General features: G+C 53.8%; 11 protein-coding genes and 1 pseudogene. 7 read left to right on the plus strand and 5 right to left on the minus strand.

Going from position 1 to position 15,143, the window contains the following annotated elements; genetic code table 11:
* Positions 1 to 15: 15 nt before the first annotated feature.
* On the plus strand, positions 16 to 573 hold the full coding sequence (locus SG26_RS18060) for a MarR family transcriptional regulator (RefSeq protein ID WP_044952853.1): 558 nt from the start codon (positions 16 to 18) through the stop codon (positions 571 to 573).
* A gap of 62 nt (positions 574 to 635) precedes the next feature.
* Here SG26_RS18060 and SG26_RS18065 read toward each other — a convergent pair whose 3' ends face one another.
* Positions 636 to 1,850, minus strand: coding sequence for an ABC transporter substrate-binding protein (locus SG26_RS18065; protein ID WP_014031337.1), 1,215 nt, complete (start codon positions 1,848 to 1,850; stop codon positions 636 to 638).
* 842 nt (positions 1,851 to 2,692) lie between these two features.
* Between SG26_RS18065 and SG26_RS22035 the strand changes: the two are divergent.
* Positions 2,693 to 2,875 (plus strand): annotated as a pseudogene (locus tag SG26_RS22035) (IS5/IS1182 family transposase); the annotation flags it as partial.
* A 24-nt stretch (positions 2,876 to 2,899) separates the two neighbouring features.
* Here SG26_RS22035 and SG26_RS18070 read toward each other — a convergent pair.
* Together SG26_RS18070 and gfo6 are read right to left on the minus strand one after the other, a co-directional pair.
* Positions 2,900 to 4,129, minus strand: a complete 1,230-nt coding sequence (locus tag SG26_RS18070; protein WP_050038462.1) for an HAD-IIA family hydrolase — start codon at positions 4,127 to 4,129, stop codon at positions 2,900 to 2,902.
* Between the two features lie 392 nt (positions 4,130 to 4,521).
* Positions 4,522 to 5,592 (minus strand): D-xylose 1-dehydrogenase Gfo6, encoded by a 1,071-nt coding sequence (gene gfo6 / locus SG26_RS18075; RefSeq protein ID WP_014031334.1) that lies wholly within the window; start codon positions 5,590 to 5,592, stop codon positions 4,522 to 4,524.
* A 622-nt stretch (positions 5,593 to 6,214) separates the two neighbouring features.
* Between gfo6 and SG26_RS20835 the strand changes: the two genes are divergently transcribed.
* Entirely contained in the window at positions 6,215 to 7,360 is a 1,146-nt protein-coding gene (locus SG26_RS20835; protein ID WP_079980864.1) for an alpha-D-ribose 1-methylphosphonate 5-triphosphate diphosphatase, read from the plus strand.
* Between the two features lie 59 nt (positions 7,361 to 7,419).
* Here SG26_RS20835 and SG26_RS18080 read toward each other — a convergent pair whose 3' ends face one another.
* On the minus strand, positions 7,420 to 8,055 hold the full coding sequence (locus tag SG26_RS18080) for a hypothetical protein (protein ID WP_050038388.1): 636 nt from the start codon (positions 8,053 to 8,055) through the stop codon (positions 7,420 to 7,422).
* Between the two features lie 790 nt (positions 8,056 to 8,845).
* Between SG26_RS18080 and SG26_RS18085 the strand changes: the two genes are divergently transcribed.
* The 4 genes from SG26_RS18085 to SG26_RS18100 all read left to right on the plus strand — a co-directional run bounded on the left by SG26_RS18085 (position 8,846) and on the right by SG26_RS18100 (position 13,584).
* The gene (locus tag SG26_RS18085) at positions 8,846 to 9,127 is read left to right on the plus strand and encodes a winged helix-turn-helix domain-containing protein (RefSeq protein WP_004515801.1); all 282 of its coding nucleotides are present in this window, start codon (positions 8,846 to 8,848) and stop codon (positions 9,125 to 9,127) included.
* 400 nt (positions 9,128 to 9,527) lie between these two features.
* Positions 9,528 to 11,369, plus strand: coding sequence for a CARDB domain-containing protein (locus SG26_RS18090; RefSeq protein WP_050038389.1), 1,842 nt, complete (start codon positions 9,528 to 9,530; stop codon positions 11,367 to 11,369).
* 334 nt (positions 11,370 to 11,703) lie between these two features.
* Entirely contained in the window at positions 11,704 to 12,546 is an 843-nt protein-coding gene (locus tag SG26_RS18095; RefSeq protein WP_008311681.1) for a glycosyltransferase family 2 protein, read from the plus strand.
* 102 nt (positions 12,547 to 12,648) lie between these two features.
* Complete coding sequence (locus tag SG26_RS18100; RefSeq protein WP_008311680.1) at positions 12,649 to 13,584, plus strand: DUF1616 domain-containing protein; 936 nt, start codon at positions 12,649 to 12,651, stop codon at positions 13,582 to 13,584.
* Positions 13,585 to 13,734: 150 nt separating this feature from the next.
* Here the strand turns inward: SG26_RS18100 and SG26_RS18105 are convergent, their stop codons facing one another.
* Complete coding sequence (locus SG26_RS18105) at positions 13,735 to 15,018, minus strand: glycosyltransferase (RefSeq protein WP_369804310.1); 1,284 nt, start codon at positions 15,016 to 15,018, stop codon at positions 13,735 to 13,737.
* Between the last annotated feature and the right edge of the window lie 125 nt (positions 15,019 to 15,143).

Here is a 15,143-nt window from a genome sequence, read left to right on the forward strand (position 1 = left end):
TCGCTGGTCTCAACAATGATCGAAAACACCCTCCAACGTAGCGAGGTCGTCGCGGCAGGCGTCTTCGTCATCTCGACCGCTCTGATGCTTTTGCTGGCCGGCCATCTCATCACGCCGGCAGTAGCCACAGTCACAATCGGCGAGACCACTGTCCAATCAGGATCTCCGGGGCCGTCCATCCGAACAGTCGATATCGCCGTACTCACAGTGGCTGCGTTCGCCTCCGGTGCGAGTGCCGTGGCGTTGTTCCGTGTCGATCGGGGTGCATCGGGGTCTACTATGGACTCGCCGGACACTCGATCGCCGGACGCTGACCATGACCACGCACCGACAGCGGGCCTACTCGAAGCCCGTCGGCAGGAATGGGAAGAGACTGCGAGTCGCCTCGCGAGCAACGAACGGATCGTGTATGAGATCATGCTTGATGCCGATGGGGTCCTTCCACAGAGCGAAATCGTCGATCGAACGGAGTTCTCGAAGGCGACTGTCAGCCGGACCCTCGATACGCTCGAAGCCAAGAACCTCATCGAACGGAAGCGGCGCGGCGTCGGCAACGTCATCATCCTGTCGTGAATCCCACACTGATCGGGCGATTTGCTCCATTCGGGCGACAGCGTTGCTGAAACCAGCCGAAGCTATCCGTCCGTAACGATCTGGGCAACGCGGTCGCGGCTGAAAAGCTGCTCATCCGATGGAATCTCTGGATAGTGATCCCCGTTCTCGTAGGGTGGCCACTCGCCAAAGATATCCGGGTAGAGCTGTTTCGCGGTCATTTCGATCTGGAAAAGATTCATGATCGGGCCGTGGTATCGCATTCCGTGTGCGTATACGCGGTCGTCTTTGACCGCTGCGAGTTCTTTTCCAACGCTGTGTGACGCGAGCCTCTCGCGGACATCGTCCATGTCGTAGCGCGGTGTCATCCCCCAGAGATGGAGGATTACGTCAGGGTCCGCGTCCAGCATCGTTTCATAGCCGACCGAACCCCAGAGACCGTCCCACGTTTCGTCCCCGAAGGCGTCGTTGGCTGCGAGCGGACGCGTGTCCGCGAGCCAGAACCCCGGTCGGTTCAGGTGATACGTCCAGAATTGGCCGTCGCCAAGTGTAACCCGAACCGCGGTCGGTCGATCTTCTTCGGGTGGAAGCTCCGTCTGGATGGTCTCGATGAGTTCTTGATGAACGGCTCTGAGTTGCTCGTAACGCTTTCGTTCCTGAAACACGGTGGCGACACGACCGAACAGCTCCCACAGCGTGTAATAATGGTAGTTCTCACTGTAGGGTTCTTGCGGGTCACCGTGTGTTCCGCTGTAGAAATTCCCGAAAAAGGGGCCGACATTGTCGACAATTTCCTCGATATCGCCCATATCCCAGTTCTCCTGGGTAATCGCCCATGCGGGGTCAAGGAAGTGAACGTCGCTACCGAGGCTGTAGAAGAACTCCTTGCTAAAATTATCGTAGGGGTTCGGAAGGTCCTCCCATTCAAAAGAGACACCAGAGAGCCGTTCGTAGTAGTGGTTCATCGATGGCCCAGCCATCTCTGGAACGAACATCGAATTGACCGCGTCACCGTGGTTAAGCGCGACTAACATATCTGCATACTGATTGTACATCGTGAAGACCTTCTCCGGTACGGAGTCGAACTCGACCTCTCCGACAGGAGAAAGCGAGGCAACGTAGGAGCCGTCATCTGACGGGGTTGATGTGCCCGTTTCCTTGTCACTCGCTGTTGCTGTACTGGGCGGTTCCCCACCGTTACTGGAGCAGCCGGCTACGATTGACGTGCCGAGCAGCAGACCACCGCCGGAGAGGTAGTCTCGTCTGGTGAGACTACCTGTACCGTCTGTCTCGTCCATGTTTTAGGTTGGCCTAATGTGACGTATATGGCTTTCGGATTAACCAGTGTACTTCGCTTGCAGGACGAAGGACTGACCACTCTATCACCGCCGTGAATCTCGACCAACTTTGTTCTATGACAGATTCTTCGGAGTTGTCTGTGAATCTCACCTATATGATACAATTGACTATAGATCTACTACTATACACTCACAGTTGGTCGAATATGACAAGTATGAATGTACCGGTAATATATTTAGACATCGAAACCGAGATTGTAACTCAGGAAACTCGGTCTTATCTCTGAGATCAATATACAAGTGTGAAAACGTACTTCTACGACTATATTGTTCTACATTGTGGCTGATATCTCTTGGATAATAACACGTACTCAATTTTAATCCGGATATGATATCCGCGACATCCAATCAGATAGTTGCTATTCAAAACACGATTTTTTGATACCAGCGGCCGCTGAGAGCCTGTCGAGTTCGCCGGCGTCAAATAATAACACCTGTACGGATGTTATAACACCTACTTGCTTCAGCTCTGAGGCACAGCCATTTTAAGTGATACCTGGTGCGATACACTGTAAATCTTCGCACGACTATCATCTAATATGATTTATAGTTCCGGATTGGGTAGCGGAGGGCAGGGATCTATCGGAACTTCGACCGGCTACAGACGGTGACCGCTGAGGAAGGTATGATTGAGACGATCCCGGAAGAACTTCTGGAGCCCCACGTTGGGCCAGTGAACAAACACCGAGAGTTCTCCCCGCTATAGTAACAATTGAAACGATGTACACACTGATCGCACTGCTGTCGTGCGATCAGGAGTGCATTGATTTTCAATGGCTACTATAGATATGGCGCGTACCGCTCGCCATGACGACGATACCGATCATCGACGGTCACTCGTCGAGGCTGTGGTTTTCTCGCTCAAGCAGCGGTACGGCGACACGCTTCGGACACGGACGTGGTTCGCCCAGCTCCGTGAACTCGTTCTGAGAGCGACTCTGAGAAATATCGAACTTGCTCCGTAACTTCAGTCGGTACAGCCTGTGAATTTATCGAATTGCAGGTGAGCCATCTGCGTCATTTGCATCGGCTATCCACTGCGGTTGCATCGGAAGGATATCCGACGGTAAATCGTTCATGTCGAAGAATCCGACCTCGAGGGCTTCATCTTCGTCGGCCTCGGGTGTACCCCCCTCGATGGAACACCGAAAGCAATTGGTGACGAAGTGAACTGCCTTGCCTGAGGGATACGAAAACACTTGCTGTTCCGGGTGTGAATAGACGCCTATCAGCCGCTCAACCGCTATTTGCAGTCCCGTTTCCTCGTCAACCTCCCGTGTGACAGCGTCCCCGACTGGTTCGCACCGTTCGACCGTGCCCGTCGGGAGCGCCCACTGCTCTTTGTCGGCGCGTTTCAGCAACAGCACCTCATCTGCGTCATTCACTACGACAGCAGCGACGCCCGGACGTATCTCATCCGGCCACGAATAGGGTGGTGCCTCCCATGTGTCGGTTGTGTCCGTGAAGAGGTGTGCAAGCGACGAGATCGTCAAATCTGGTTGCTGAAGATCACGAGCAGATGCGGCAGTCGGTTTGTCCTCGGCCACCAGAATCCCGGTGAGCCCCGCACGGTGGGCGCCGAGAATGTCCGTGGCAGGATTATCGCCAATCGCGGCCGCTTGCACGTCGTCAGCCAGCCCGTCGAGAGCCATCTCGAACATAAGCGGCTCGGGTTTGCCAACGACCGTTGGCTCTGTTCCCGCCGCAGCTTCGACTGCTCGGACAATGGCCCCGGCCCCGGGTACAGGCCCGTCTGGGGTCGGGAACGACCCATCCGGGTTCGTCCCCACGAACGTCGCTCCCCGCTGGATGTGTCTCGCCGCCCGCTGGATGTCTTGATATGACGTCTTCTCGTCCGCGCCGATGACCATCGCATTTGGATCGTCGTCCGTGATCTCGATGCCTTCTTCTTGGAGTTCGATTTCCAGCCCTCCGCTACCGACAACAGCAGCGGTGGTCATATCCTGTTGGGAGAGGTAGTGGGCGGTCGCCCAGCCTGACGTGATGATCTCGCCTTTTTCCGCGTCGATCCCCAGCTTGCGAAGCCTGTTCGCGATCGTCTCACGCTGAAAGCGTGGGTCGTTCGTCAGGAATCGCAGTTCCTTGTCCCGCTCATCAAGACGATTCACCGACTCGACCGCCTCCGGTAGGGCCTCGTCCCCGAGATACACTACCCCGTCGAGGTCAAGCAAGAACGCGTCGAATTGTTCAGAAATCATACCGTCTTGTAGCACCATCAGCCACTTGTATCCTTTTGTCGGGGTGTATATGTAATTTAACTGAGTGGCTGATTTATAGCGTCATTAACGAAACGAACTCGCTGTTACTCTGCGTCTAGACAAAGCCGACCAGTTCAAATGTGGTTTCGTCACGTCTACCCAAACAAATCAATCGGACGGCTGATAGCATTTGCCGCCGTTGATCATTGATCACCCAATACAGTGAGTGTAAAACCAATGTCAGGGTCGCTTCTGTTCACTGATCTTGAGTATTATACTGCGATCACGCTGTACTCCGTTTTGACTGGGATAACGCGATAGCCGTGATCGTCACATGAATAAATCTAAGACAATCTGACAGCGATGGGGCCAGCTAAATTCGAACGAATCAGTTACAATTTGACGACGTCGCCGCTCTCCGCGGCTTTGTGAATTGCCCGGATGATTCGCATATCCTGGAGGCCGTGGCGGCCGTCCGGGCCAATGTCAGTACCAGTCAAAACACGGTCAGCGAAGTAATCGAACTCCTCCCGCATTTCGTCCTCCGCGTCAAAACTCTCGTGTTCGACAGTTACTGTCGTCTCGTTTCGGGACAGGTGGAGTTTTGCTTTCCCATGGAACGCTGGACGGAGTTCGATCTGTCCGTCCGTCCCAGTTATTTTCAGTTGCGTATCACTGTGGGCGTTCTGGCTATCAGTCGTGACCATTTTGATACCGTCTTCCAGCGCCAGCAATGCCCCGGAGCGCTCATCAGGCACGTCGACGAAGGCCTCCCCATGAGAATCCATCTGTGACTGCACTGCCAGTGGTTCCCTGTCGAGCAGAAACCGAGTCGTGTTGATCGAGTAAATCCCCAAATCCATCACTGAGGTGCCATAACCTGAGAGTTCCGGATCGAGCCGCCACTGGTCCGTGTCCGGATTCATCTCAAGCAACGGCTGACTATTGTTTCCGTATACGGATACTGGCTCGCCGATGAATCCGTCTTCGATGAGTTCTTTTGCACGCCTAACAGCGGGGTCAGTCTGCATTCGGTAGGCAATCATCAACGGCACAGCGGCGTCCGCACAGACCTCAACCATTTTCTGAGCCCGTTCGACTGTTGCCTCCATCGGTTTCTCGCACAGGATCGCTTTGTCTAACTCTGCGGCTGTCTCGGCGTATTCCAGATGCAAGGCGTTCGGTGTCCCGATGTAGATGGCATCAAACCTGTCGGCTGCATCCCCGTCGTGGAACTCCTCGTAACTGATCCCGTGGTCCACACCGTTCTCGTCGGCGAGACGTTTCGCTTTCTCCGAAGAACTGCTGACGAGCGTTGTAACTTCACCCAGATCAGAATCCTGAATCGCGGGAAGTGCTAGGTCGATTGTCCACCAGCCAAGTCCTAACAGCGCGTATCGAACCGTTCCGTCCGTGGTGGTTTGCCAGTCACGCTCGTTATACGTATCAATCCAGTCTTTCATACAAATATGTTTTAAACCTTGACGCTAAAAACTTCGGTTTCTGAACACGCAAACACCATGCTGGTGGGTGGGGTGACGTCGCCGGAGTATGTCACTGTACTATGCTGTAATCTTGTTACTACTGGCTCTCTTCTTCAGCTATTGCTATTATACTCTTTCTCACTATGGAAAAAATAGAAAGATATTACTGCTCAAACGCACTCGTTCAAACAGTTAATACGGTATTATGTGGGTAGGTGTATCCTAATGGATATGAATCCGCCAGAATTACCCGCAAATTGTCCACTCTATGAAGGTATTATATAATCATAACTTAGAAATTAAGTTAGGCTGATATTTGTATGTACTATTTGAAACACTGCGAAGGTTTAAATCCCCTGGATTGGGGCTCTATTCAAACCCTGAGAATTGTTGGAGTGTCCTAGGTCCGTCTTTAGCAACTGATAGTGACGATTGACGGCCTCGTCTCCCATTATCTCATTAAGCACAACAGCTACGGCTGTCAATTACACATAAATATGCACTCTATATCCGACTGTAGCATAGCCGTAGTAAGCGCATATTCATGTTTTCGGAAGTCGGTTGTAAACACATTGGCAAATCTTACAGGGAGCCAAGTCGAATGAAAAATAATGCAAACCGAACATTGATCTCGGGAGGAACTGTTGTTACGCCGACCAGCGAAATTGAGAACGGGACAATAGTATTCTCTGATGGAAAAATAGTCTCGGTGGAAGCAGAATCTCATGACTCCCCGGACATTGATGCGACGGGGAAGTATGTCCTACCTGGATTGGTTGATCTTCACGGTGATGATATCGAACGGCACCTCTTTCCGAGAGCTGGTGAGCGCGTCAACACGACTGTCGCTCTGGACCGATGTGATATTGCCAATGCCAGCGCGGGAGTTACGACAAAGTATCATGCCATTGCGTTCGAAGACGTCCCAGATGATAACCGGAGTATCGAATTAGCCCGTCGCTTGGCCGAGCATATCCGGGATTTCAACTGCGAAACCGGCGCCAGGGTCGATAACAGACTCCATATGCGGTGTGAACTCACCAACGAAACGGCTGTCGACGCCGTCTCGCAAGAAATCCAATCAGGGGGAGATCTCGTCTCCCTTGTCTCACACATTCCCGGAACGGGCCAGTTCGCTGGCGAAAATACACTTACACAACGCTATAATCTTCCGGACGGGGTCTCAGAGTCAAGCCTTCAGACCCTCGAAACACGCCGCAATGGTGTCTCCGAAACAGAAGTAATCTCGCGCGCACGAGAGATTACAGAGCTAGCAAGCAATAGAAATATCCCAGTCGCCTCACACGACGATGAAACCGTTTCGAGCGTGGACAACGCCGCTGCTATCGGGGTAGACATAAGTGAGTATCCGCTCTCCCACCGTGTTGCGCAGCGTGCAACCGAGTTAAACTTGGCCGTTGCGATGGGTGCGCCGAATGTGGTTCGCGGTGGGAGTCTGTGGGACGGGCCCGATGCGTCTCAGGCAATCAAAGACGGTGTTGTCGACATTCTCTGTAGCGACTTTCGTCCGCAATCACTGCTTAGCTCTGTTTTCATCGAAAACGGTGACCCTCTCAAAGACCGGGTGTTACGTGTCTCTACTGCACCAGCTGCCGCTGCCGGCCTGTACGACCGTGGCCGATTGGAGTGTGGAGCAAGGGCCGATCTGATTATCGTCGATCCAGACCCGGTTCCATCGATAGCACGAACATATGTTGCCGGCGACGAAGTGTATCGCTCTGGATAGCCTACTCGTGACGCGTACTGTGTAAAAACTGCGCGCGGAACCAAACCGTTCTTATCGGGCTACTCGCTGTCCAGCTCTTCGCGCTCAACTGACCAGTGATACACCGAACATGCGCCTGCAACACCCACTACCAGGGAGAACAAACCTAAAACTATGCTCCCGGGAAGTGAGAAGGCGACAGAGGCGGCTAGGACCATCGCACCGAGCACCGTGACGGCCGCGTAATACTGATACCACTGTCGGCCCTCCGCCTCTTCTTCAGTGCGGTTGAGGTACTTTTCGAAGTCGTCAGCCTTCTCGGTAAGGGTTATATGCCCTCGGTCTTGGTTAAAATCGACGACACCGATGTCGTCCATCTTCGGGAGATGGCACTGGTACAGTCCTACATACACGCGCTTGCGCTCACTTGATGTCAACGCATCAGTTGTGGTCTCGTTCTCGATGGCCGCGACGTGTTCTGCGAGTTCTCCAAGAGAGACCTGTTCGCCTCGTTCTCGAAGAAAGTGGAGGACCTCTCTGCGGCGGCTGTTTTTCAGTATTTCAAAAATAACGTCTAGAGATGCACCTGAGTCGTCCTGCTCCTGTGACGTCGCTTGGTCCGCACTGCTTTCTTTCCCTTTTGGCGATGGGACAGATTCGTCGCTTAGTTTATTATTCGGTTCTGCTTTCGTTTGTGCGGTGTCTTTGACTCCCATATTTACCCACTTCCTGTGTGCTGCGACATCGTCCACCCGTCTGGAATCGTGCTCACACAGCCCCCCGGCTGTATCGACGGAGCGTTACGCTGTCAGCCAGCATTTCAAATCAACATCACCTTGCCACTTAATACTTTGTTATGTAATCGATTAGATAATTTTCCTTTGATTACCGCCGGGGTAGTCAGTAGTTGTTTGGGTATTCCGGGAGTAACAGCGTTCTTTGAATCAATTTTCGGTGATCCATAATAAATGTCCGCGACAGTGTGTGTTGAGATACGCAAAATACGTAGACTTCCCGTAAAAACGCTGAGACGGCCCCCTGTTACGGTTACACGTTACTCACCTTCTCGAAATCGCCCAGGGTAAATCGTAGCGTATATCGGCCGTTTCTATCGGTCATGCAAGTAACGCAATCTTATCAGTGTCAATTGAACAGCTATCTGGACCGCAGAGAGGTCCCTGCAGGAACGCAGTCCCCGATAAGATGCCCTTCTGGGTTCCCGTCGGGAATTGGAGCCTTACGATCTCCACGGTATCTGTTGTTGATCGGTTGTCGCCTGATTGCCAAACACGTAGATGAAATGCGTGTTATTTGAATTGAGCGGAAGAACGATATTACTCACCACATACTCAGTATGCAGGGTACTCAACCGGAATCGTGTATGGCTACGAAGCGAGACCAAGAGACACGAGCGAAACAATTAACCACAGGCACATGGAATATCACTGTACACGAGTTTGTGTCCAAAGAAGGTAGCTGGTACACTCGTGCATACGAATAGATACGATGGCAGACTTTGATCAGTGGGACGAAGTGAGCTACGTAATCAGTTCACGGTATCGAGTCGAGACTCTCCGCCGGTTGTCAGAAGGCCCTGCGACACCGTCGTTAATTGCGGACGACAGGGAAATGAGCATTGCTCACGTATCGCGCGCCCTGCAGGAACTCCGTGAGTCGGAACTGGTCGACCTATTAGTTTCGGAAGATCGGAAGAAAGGCCGCGTGTACGACATCACTGAGAAGGGTGTCGATATTTGGGAAACAATCGAACGGAAGAACATGGCGTAACTGTCGCGTCTCGGCCGCGAACTGATAGAATTGCACAAGCGCGTGGACTTAGAACTATCTCTCTCCCTGTTTTCGATTCGAATTGAACTTGTAATTTGATGTGGGTATCTCGCGTATAACCTATTCCATTACACCAACTCCGGTATTAGATCACAAGATGGTGTGTTTTTCATAGATTCAGCTAACGGTAGTCGCATAATTGAGACGCCGACGAACGGTATCGACTCACTACGACTATGGCTGAAAGCTCCACTTTGGGGAACGTGTCTGGTGGTAAACGTCTGCTACCCATTCTGAAACCTACCTGTAGAAACCCGCTTTTCGATATTGAATGCAAAGAGTGTCTACCGGTGGGTATAGCAGCCGTAACAATAATGATTTGTAACATACCTGCGTACGCATGTTGTCCATAGGCTACGGAAAGTTACTGATTGGGTGCGTCGCTGGACTGTTACTCATTGGAGGTGCTACGTTAGGGCTTGGAATCGGTGGTTTCGCCGATGGACCGGCCGATACGGAGACCACTGTGAGCGAGGACGAACTGGAGATACGCACTGTGCAGTCTCCGACCGAAATTCGGCCGAATGAGCCGTTGCGTGTGGAACTTCAAATCACAAACGCGGGGTCGGAAACGACAACACAACAAGTAGCGCTACGATTGAACAGGGACGGACAGTCTCCTGAAACGGTAGCAACAAAACAAGTCAAGGTTTCGGCTGCAGAACCGGCGGACGTGACGTTCGCTGTCGAACCTGATCAAATCAGTCCCGGGGAATACACGTACGCCGTTGCCGTCGGTGAGTCATCGGCCCCGGAGTCAACTGGGAATGTGGCTGTCCTCACCCCGCCTACGTTTGTCCTCGCTGATACCACTGAAAACGCTACAATCGTCCGTGGAACCAACGCCTCCATCCGAGCAAACCTGACCAATGTCGGTGCATATCGTGGCGTCCAGACAGTGCAAATCGCTGTCGATGCAGACCAAAACGGCCAGTACTCCGATGCTGAAACGCTGAATGAGAGCGTCCACTCGCTTGCGGGCGGCCAGAGCCAGATGAGCACTGCCACGGTCCGAACTGCTGATCTGGAGCCTGGCGGATACCAATACAGGGTCGCCACCGAAAACACGACAACGACCGGAACACTCCACGTCCAGCAACCGGCGACGTTCCGTGTGCAGAATACGACTGCACCGGCCAACGTAACGAGGGGGGAAACTGCCAATGTCTCAGCAGTCGTCGAGAACGTTGGTGACGTGGACGGGCTCGACAACGTCACGCTCCGGAGTGATTCCATGAACACTACCTATTCGCGCACCGTTTCACTTGCTGCCAACGAAACGACAACGGTGTCTATTGATGTGAATACGACGAATTTGAGCCGCGGGACACACAACCATTCGCTTGGAACTGCTGACGACATAGATACCGTCTCGATGACGGTACAGGATAGTCATTTCGAGGTGTCGGATTTGGCTGGACCGAATGTCCTGTATGTCGGTGATACGGCTGTGTTCTCCGCGGACGTAACGAACACCGGTGAAACCACCGGAACTCAATCGATCCAGCATCGTATCGACAGCGATGACGATGATCGGCCGGAAGCCTATGGAGTCGACAGAAATGTCACGCTCGCACCCGGCGAGTCGACTCGCGTTCGGTTCGAGGTTGAATACACGGTAACCGACTCGACGGATTACCCCGTAGAACCACTGAGTCTGCAGACGTACGTCTATGGCGTCTACTCAAAAGACGCGCGTGCGTCAACAGCTATGTCGGTCAAGCCGTCATGGGCAAAAGACGGCGGGTCCAGCGGTTCCGGCGGAAGTACCAGTGTCTCTGATGGTGACCGCGCTTCGCTTGATGAAATAACCCAGGACAAGTACGGACTCTACTATGATGAGGTGAGCGGTGAAACGAAGCGCCAGATCGAAGAGATTCACGAACGCCAACCGTTCGCGGACGGCCTTGCAGCCGTAGAGGTGCGGACGCGTGAGGAAATCGCCCGGCAAGAGTACGGTGCCGATGTGAAACCTGGGGAGAAGTTTAATTTCACAGGACTAGAAATCGAAACCCAACAGAAGGTCGAAGCGGACTTCGATGCACAGTTCCAGACTGACTCCGGTGACCGAATCGAATCTTGGGACGAACTGGCCAACGACACGTACGGGAAGTCGTACGAGAACCTAACCGATAGTCGTCAGGCGGACATCAGGACGACGTATCAGGATCAATTCGAATAACCACTCCCTCTAACAGTAGTAATCGCCGTACGTGGGCGCTTTTCGGAATCGGCCTAACGAGATATTTATCGATCCGACAGTCCACTGTATATGACCGCTAACCCTGGAAAGTAAGGAATAACAATAGATCGATTTGTCCAACATGGCGACAGAGAGGGCCCTATTGGTGGCCGGTGAGCGGCCCTACGACCTACCATGACTATCACTGAATCAGAGGTTGCTATTGGCGCGTGGGTCTGGCATGAAAGCCGACCCGAGATGAGTAGCTCCCTTTTCGGTAACTCTGTGCGTACCGTAGCGGACCCATTCCACTCACCAACAGGGGGGACATAGAGTGTATAAAGGCTCGACCGTCGGTGTCGTCGTTCCGGCACACAACGAAGAGGGGTTCATCGGTGAGGTCGTCGACTCACTTCCGGAGTACGTCGATCAGGTGTTCGTTATCGACGACTGCTCGACAGATGGCACATGGACCGAAATCAAGGAATACGTGGATACTGAGGTGAAACACGCAAGTGTGACTGGTGACTCCGCACAACAAATAGTTGTCGCCGACGGGGCTGGGACAACGGTATCTGAAAGCCAGACGTTTCTCGATAAGCGGATCGTCCCAGTCCGTCATCAGACTAACGGCGGTCGCGGGGCTGCCGTACAAACCGGATACGAGCTAGCGCTTATGAGCGGCATGGATACGGTTGCAGTCCTTGATGGCGACGGCCAGATGGACCCGAACATCCTCGATGAGATACTCGACCCAGTCGTTGAGGGGGATGCGGATTACGCGAAAGGCAACCGCCTCATATCGCGACGCCACTGTACTCAGATGTCTAACTGGCGGCTGTTCGGGAATGCGCTCCTCACGATGCTGACCAAGATTGCGAGCGGACACTGGCAAATGCGCGACCCACAGAACGGATACACCGCGATTTCTGCGACGGCGCTTGACCAGCTCTCGCTGAACGATCTGTTTGACGACTACGGATTTCTGAACGATATGCTAATTCACTTAGATGCGAATGGGATGACTGTTCAGGACGTACCGATGGAAGCACTCTACGGCGACGAGTCGAGCGGGATTCGATACGGCTCGTTCATTCCGAAACTATCGATTCTGTTACTTCGTGGGTACGTCTGGCGGTTACAGCAAAAGTATCTCTCCCGAACAGAATCAGAGTGATCACTCTGAACGGTTGGATATCGTTCTTTGACACCACATTCGACACCGTCAATGACCGTTATGCAGTTTTTACTTATCATGGCGTAGGCGTGAGCGGAACTTATGGGCAGGTGGTCGGATACTTCGCCAGCGACTGTCGATTTGCTTGTTACCGGGGGGTACACAGCGGTTGTACTCTTCGCAACGCTGTCGTCTCTTGAAGGGGTGCTCCTCGCGGCCGTCGCGTTACCCTTCTTGCTGTTCGTCCCGGGCTATGCTGTAGTCGCGGCCCTTTTTCCAACTCGGAACCCGGAGGATGAACACCACCGGCTGATTACCACAGAACGGATGCTGTACTCGGTTGTAGCAAGTATCTGTTTGGCAATTATCGTCGGAGTCAATCTTGAGTTCACGCCCTGGCCGATTCGCCCGACTCCGGTTGTCACTGCCCTTGCTATCGTAACCGTTGGGGCAACCGGAATCGCGTGGTATCGGCGCTACAAAAGGGCACAGACGGGCCTGAGCCAGACCTCGATGCCCTTCGGAAACTCACGAGCGGCCAGCGGTGGTTCCGATGGGGAGGGAGTCCAGCTGGGGACCGTAGTTGTCGGTGTGGCGATCCTCGTGACGTTTGCCAGCGTGACGCTGGTCGCGGCTCAGCCACAGCGCGGCGAAGCGTACACAGAATTCGGGCTGCTGACCGAGAATGAGACTGGCGATCTGGAGGCAAGCGGCTATCCGGAGCAGATCGCGTTGGGCGAGCCTGAACAGATGTACTTCACCGCCACGAATCACGAGATGGAGACAACCGAGTATGTCGTCGTCGTGCAGATGGCCAGAACCGCACCGACAGGAGAGGTCATCGAGCGCATACGTCTCGATACTTACAGCAACCGGACAGCGGCTGGAGACCGCTGGCTGCAGCGTCACACGGTGACGCCGGTACTGGAGGGCGAGCGCCTGCGGTTGACGTATTTGTTGTACAGGGGAAGTCCGCCGGATCAACCCACAGCTGAGAACGCGTACCGTGAGGCTCACATTTGGGTCGACATAACGTGAGCTAACAACGACAGGAGTCTGGGAGTAGGTTTTGGACAGTTCTGATGGATGGTATAGACCGGAGCTATAGTACCAATTGAAACGATTTCCACACTGATCGCACTGCCGTCGTGCGATCAGGTGTGCATTGATTTTCAATGGCTACTATAGTCACGAGGGGGTGAGCGGCTCGGATCGTTTATCGACACTATCGGTGGTCTCCACCGATACGAAATTTCGAATAAACGCTTCGTACTGGTCGATCACAGCCGCGGGAGCGAAATCGTTCGCACGCTCGATCAGCACATCGCTCGGGAGTGGCTCGTCGAGCGTCGTCCGGATGGCCGCTGCGAGTCCCTCGTCGTCATCGACATCGACGAGCGGGCCGTACTCACCATCTTTGAGGATCTCTGCCGGGCCGCTGGGACAATCGGTCGAGACGACCGGACATCCGCAGGCAAGGGCCTCGATGAGCACGGTCGGCAGTCCCTCGTGGACCGAAGACATCGCGAGGACGTCCGAACCCGCCATGTAGCCGTAAGGGTTGTCGACAAAGCCGGGAAACGAAACCGCAGCGTCGATACCTAACTCGGCCGCGAGGGTTTCGAGTTCGGCTCGCTTCGACCCGCGGCCGACAATAATCGCACGCGTGTCCGGTCGAGCGGTATGGACCCGTTCGAAAGCGCGGAGGAACGATCCAAAGTTCTTCGCTCTCTCCAGGCGTCCGACACCGAGAACGACGTCAATGTTTGCCGATTCGATCCATGGATGATCCACCGGCTTCCCTGCCCGCTCTTGGACCTCATCGACAGGGATCGGATTGTGGAGGACAGACACCTTCTCGCGGTCGACACCGACGTGTTCCACGATGCTCTTAGCGACACCTTCTGAAACGGCGACGAACTGGTCCGACTGACCGGCGAGGCGACGCTGCAGCCACTGGACGAGCTTCTCTTTCGATTCCTCTTGCATCCCGAGCGTGTTGTGGATCGTCGAGATGGCGGTAGTGTCAGCGCCCGATAGAATCTGCGAAATCATGTGCATATCGTTGGCATACGTCATCTGTGAGAAGAGTATCTGGGGAGATTGTCGCCGCAGATATCGTACGAGAGCGGGAACGCTCGCACCGATTCCTATCCCTGGTATCCTCTGTGTTCCGAGGTCGACGACGTTTACGCTTCCGGCGACATCGGTCCGGAAATCCCCCTCGTTGTACGACACGACAAGGTCTACGTCATATCCGCGCTTAGAGAGCCCGTTCGCGACAGAAACTGTCACACGCTCGGCACCACCGACTGTCAGAGAGGGAACGAAGAACGCTATCGGTCCAGTGTTTTCCATTAGTTCACAGTCTGTGTGAAAGGGCTTGTTTATACTCACCCTACGCCGATTCTCGGGACACGTTTTTGACTTCCCGCAATGCTTTGGTCGATTCGAATAGCTCGAATCGTTCATTCAGGCAGCGTAACGGCACAGAATTTCTCTGGGGACGTTCCACAGCGGACTGACAGACCCATATAGGCAGCGTTGAGCGGAAGATAGCCTGTCTGACTCGCCCATGTAGGGAGGGTATAATTTTG

The sequence above is a fragment of the Haloarcula sp. CBA1115 genome (assembly GCF_000827835.1).
In the GTDB taxonomy this organism is placed as follows: Archaea; Halobacteriota; Halobacteria; order Halobacteriales; family Haloarculaceae; genus Haloarcula; species Haloarcula hispanica.

Coding starts and splice junctions, on each gene's coding strand:
- SG26_RS18060 (WP_044952853.1), top strand. CDS start 16: ATGATCGAAAACACCCTCCAACGTAGCGAGGTCGTCGCGGCAGGCGTC.
- SG26_RS18065 (WP_014031337.1), bottom strand. CDS start 1,850: ATGGACGAGACAGACGGTACAGGTAGTCTCACCAGACGAGACTACCTC.
- SG26_RS18070 (WP_050038462.1), bottom strand. CDS start 4,129: ATGATTTCTGAACAATTCGACGCGTTCTTGCTTGACCTCGACGGGGTA.
- gfo6 (WP_014031334.1), bottom strand. CDS start 5,592: ATGAAAGACTGGATTGATACGTATAACGAGCGTGACTGGCAAACCACC.
- SG26_RS20835 (WP_079980864.1), top strand. CDS start 6,215: ATGAAAAATAATGCAAACCGAACATTGATCTCGGGAGGAACTGTTGTT.
- SG26_RS18080 (WP_050038388.1), bottom strand. CDS start 8,055: ATGGGAGTCAAAGACACCGCACAAACGAAAGCAGAACCGAATAATAAA.
- SG26_RS18085 (WP_004515801.1), top strand. CDS start 8,846: ATGGCAGACTTTGATCAGTGGGACGAAGTGAGCTACGTAATCAGTTCA.
- SG26_RS18090 (WP_050038389.1), top strand. CDS start 9,528: ATGTTGTCCATAGGCTACGGAAAGTTACTGATTGGGTGCGTCGCTGGA.
- SG26_RS18100 (WP_008311680.1), top strand. CDS start 12,649: ATGGGCAGGTGGTCGGATACTTCGCCAGCGACTGTCGATTTGCTTGTT.
- SG26_RS18105 (WP_369804310.1), bottom strand. CDS start 15,018: ATGAACGATTCGAGCTATTCGAATCGACCAAAGCATTGCGGGAAGTCA.